This is a genomic window from Streptomyces phytophilus, from assembly GCF_013870535.1.
Taxonomy (GTDB): Bacteria; Actinomycetota; Actinomycetes; order Streptomycetales; family Streptomycetaceae; genus Streptomyces; species Streptomyces phytophilus.
Genome location: NZ_JACBXC010000715.1, coordinates 1 through 3,103 on the forward strand (window position 1 = coordinate 1; position 3,103 = coordinate 3,103).

The following is a 3,103-nucleotide window of genomic DNA, read 5'->3' on the forward strand; positions in this document are numbered from 1 at the left end:
GAGGCGGACGTCGCGGAGAAGCCCCGGGCCCGTAAGAAGACCGCCGCCAAGCGCGCCTCCGCCAAGAAGGCGACGGCGAAGAAGGCCGCGGCCAAGAAGACGGCGAAGACCACCGCGAAGAAGGCCGCGACCAAGTCCGCCGCCACCAAGACGGCGACGAAGGCCACGGCCAAGAAGTCGGCCAAGAAGTCGGTCAAGAAGACCGCCGCGGCCGAGCAGGGCTCCCCGGCCTCGGTCTCGGTCACCACGGAGGGCTGACGCCGCCCGGATCCTTCTCGTACGCCCCTCGCCCCGCCGGTCCGCCGGCGGGGCGAGGGGCGTTTCCGCACCTTTTGTCCGCGCGCTTGACATCGGTCCGTGTGCCGGTTTTTGATACACCGCACTCGAACGCGCGGGCGCCCCCATCGCACGGCAGTCGAGGCAGCAGCCGGCAGCCGTGCACCCCAGGGGGTCGTTCCTTCCATGTCCGTGTTCAAGCCCACCGGGCGCCACCGGGCCGTCGCGCCGCGCAAGGGCGCGCGTCAGGCCGTCGCCCTGGCCACCGTCCTGTCCGCCGCCGGCGTGCACGCCGCGACCAGCGCGGGCGGCGCGGCGGCGGAGCCGCGGGTGTGGATCGAAGGGCCGATCTTCAACGACCCGCTGGGCACCGCGGACGAGCAGCACGCGATCCGCACCCGGCTGATCGAGCTGACCGACGCGGCGGTCCCCGGCTCGACGATCAAGGTGGCGGTCTACCACATCTGGGAGCAGCCGATCGTGGACGCGCTCGTACGCGCCCGCGAGCGCGGCGTGAACGTGCAGGTGCTGCTGGACGAGTCGAGCCGCAGCGACCGGCCGGACAACACCATGTACGCGAGCCTGAGGACGGCACTGGGCACGAGCACGGCGGCCGGTTCGTTCGTCAAGCTCTGCCCGGTCGACAAGTCCTGCCTCGGCGACCCGAAGTACGGGGCGTCCATCATGCACAACAAGTTCTGGCTCTTCTCCGAGGTCGAGGGCGCCCGGAACGTCGTCGTCCAGACGACCTCCAACTCGACGCCCTCGGCGCACACGAAGTTCTTCAACGACGCCCTTCTGCTGCCGAACAACCCGGCGATGTACGGGGCGTACTCGGAGTACTTCCGCGACATGGTCGGCGCCCAGTGGTCGAACTGGCGCTACCGCGCCGTGACCGCCAGCAACGGCCTCTACAAGGCGTACTTCTTCCCGCGGGCCGGGACGACCAACAGCACCGACACGATCCACGCCGTCCTCGACAACGTGCGCTGCACGTACAAGGACGCCGCCGGCGTGACCCAGCGCACCCTGGTCCGGGTCGCGATCTTCAAGGTCACCCGCAAGGCGATCGCCGACAAGCTCGTCGCGCTGAAGAAGGCGGGCTGCGGCGTCAGCCTCGTCTACGCCGAGTCCGACAGCGCGAAGAGCCAGGGCGGCACCCGCGGCACCTGGGAGGTGCTGCACGCCTCGGGCGGGCCCTCCCTGCGCTGCTACAACGACGACCGCGACCCGCAGAACCCGGGCCAGAAGCTGACCACGCCGTACATCGTGCACAACAAGTACGTGCTGATCGACGGCATGTACGCCGGCTCCCGGGACAAGCTGGTCTTCACCGGCTCGCAGAACTTCACCGGCCCCGCGCTGCGCGAGAACGACGAGGCCGTGGTCAAGATCGACAGCGACCCCGTGCACGACACGTACGTCGACCACTACACGTCGGTGCGGAGCGTGGCCTGGCCCGGGACCGCGGACAGGACGAACCTGTGCCAGGGTGTGAAGCCGCTGCCCCAGGACGGCGAGCGCGCCCTCCGCTAGACCGGTTTGACCAGGCGGTCAAGGGGCCCGTAACCTGGTCCGTCGGCGTGTCTGTGTGGCGCGCCAGGCTCCTGAGCAACTCCCTCCCGCAGCCTCCTCGTGAGCGGCGGGAGAGGCCGCTCATCCCATGTGCCCCAGCCGAGCGGCTGGCATCAGGGGTCTCCGTCGCGACTGAGGAAGAGAGCTGAAGCGCGTGTACGCGATCGTGCGCACCGGCGGCCGCCAGCAGAAGGTTTCTGTGGGCGACGTCATCGAGGTAGACCGGATTTCCAGCAAGAGCGTCGGCGAGAGCGTCGAGCTCTCCACTCTGCTCGTCGTCGACGGCGAGACCGTGACCAGCGACCCCTGGGTCCTGGACGGTGTGAAGGTCCAGGCCGAGGTCGTGGACCACCACAAGGGCGACAAGATCGACATCCTGAAGTACAAGAACAAGACCGGTTACCGCAAGCGGATCGGTCACCGCCAGCTGCACACCGCGCTGAAGATCACCCAGATCCCCGCGCCGGCCGCGAAGTAAGGACTGAGGAGAGATGGCACACAAGAAGGGCGCATCGTCCACTCGGAACGGTCGCGACTCCAACGCCCAGCGGCTCGGCGTCAAGCGCTTCGGCGGCCAGGTCGTCGGCGCCGGCGAGATCATCATCCGGCAGCGCGGCACCAAGTTCCACCCGGGCGCCGGCGTGGGCCGCGGCGGCGACGACACGCTGTTCGCGCTGATCCCCGGCTCGGTCCAGTTCGGCACCAGCCGCGGCCGCAAGGTCGTGAACATCGTCCCGGCCGCCGAGTAACCACCGGCTCCGGACACCACACAGCTGATCCGAGGGCGGTCCGCCGCTCCGCACGTGCCACGGACGACGTGCGGGGAAGCCGGGCCGCCCTCGGCGTGTTCCCATGACGGCGTACGGCACGAGCGTCCCGTACGCCGCCGCAGACCCCTGATCGCTCCTCACCGCCGGGAGGCACACCCCAATGACCACCTTCGTGGACCGCGTCACCCTGCACGTGGCCGCGGGCAACGGGGGACACGGCTGCGCCTCCGTACACCGCGAGAAGTTCCGGCCGCTCGGCGGCCCCGACGGCGGCAACGGCGGGCACGGCGGGGACGTCATCCTCACCGTCGACCAGAACGTCACCACCCTGATCGACTACCACCACACCCCCCACCGCAAGGCCACCAACGGCAAGCCGGGCGAGGGCGGCGACCGCGCGGGCGCCAACGGCAAGGACCTCGTCCTGGCGGTGCCGGACGGTACGGCCGTCCTCACCCAGGACGGCGAGGTCCTCGCCGACC

General features: G+C 70.0%; 4 protein-coding genes and 1 pseudogene. All 5 read left to right on the plus strand.

Annotation, left to right across the window (positions count from 1 at the left end; translation table 11 throughout):
• Positions 1-258 (plus strand): hypothetical protein (locus tag H5J30_RS24030; RefSeq protein ID WP_181789456.1); only part of this gene is annotated, 258 nt, incomplete at its 5' end.
• 204 nt (positions 259-462) lie between these two features.
• Positions 463-1,812 carry a phospholipase D-like domain-containing protein gene (locus H5J30_RS24035; RefSeq protein WP_181789457.1) on the plus strand — a complete coding sequence of 450 codons (1,350 nt, stop codon included), beginning with the start codon at positions 463-465 and terminating at the stop codon, positions 1,810-1,812.
• A 193-nt stretch (positions 1,813-2,005) separates the two neighbouring features.
• Positions 2,006-2,329, plus strand: a complete 324-nt coding sequence (gene rplU / locus H5J30_RS24040) for a 50S ribosomal protein L21 (protein ID WP_181789458.1) — start codon at positions 2,006-2,008, stop codon at positions 2,327-2,329.
• A gap of 13 nt (positions 2,330-2,342) precedes the next feature.
• The gene (rpmA, locus tag H5J30_RS24045; RefSeq protein ID WP_181789459.1) at positions 2,343-2,600 is read left to right on the plus strand and encodes a 50S ribosomal protein L27; all 258 of its coding nucleotides are present in this window, start codon (positions 2,343-2,345) and stop codon (positions 2,598-2,600) included.
• A gap of 181 nt (positions 2,601-2,781) precedes the next feature.
• Positions 2,782-3,103, plus strand: a pseudogene (gene obgE, locus H5J30_RS24050) (GTPase ObgE); the annotation flags it as partial.

What these genes read in the sequence shown, in the direction of transcription:
- H5J30_RS24035 (WP_181789457.1), top strand. Translation starts at nt 463, where the DNA reads ATGTCCGTGTTCAAGCCCACCGGGCGCCACCGGGCCGTCGCGCCGCGC.
- rpmA (WP_181789459.1), top strand. Translation starts at nt 2,343, where the DNA reads ATGGCACACAAGAAGGGCGCATCGTCCACTCGGAACGGTCGCGACTCC.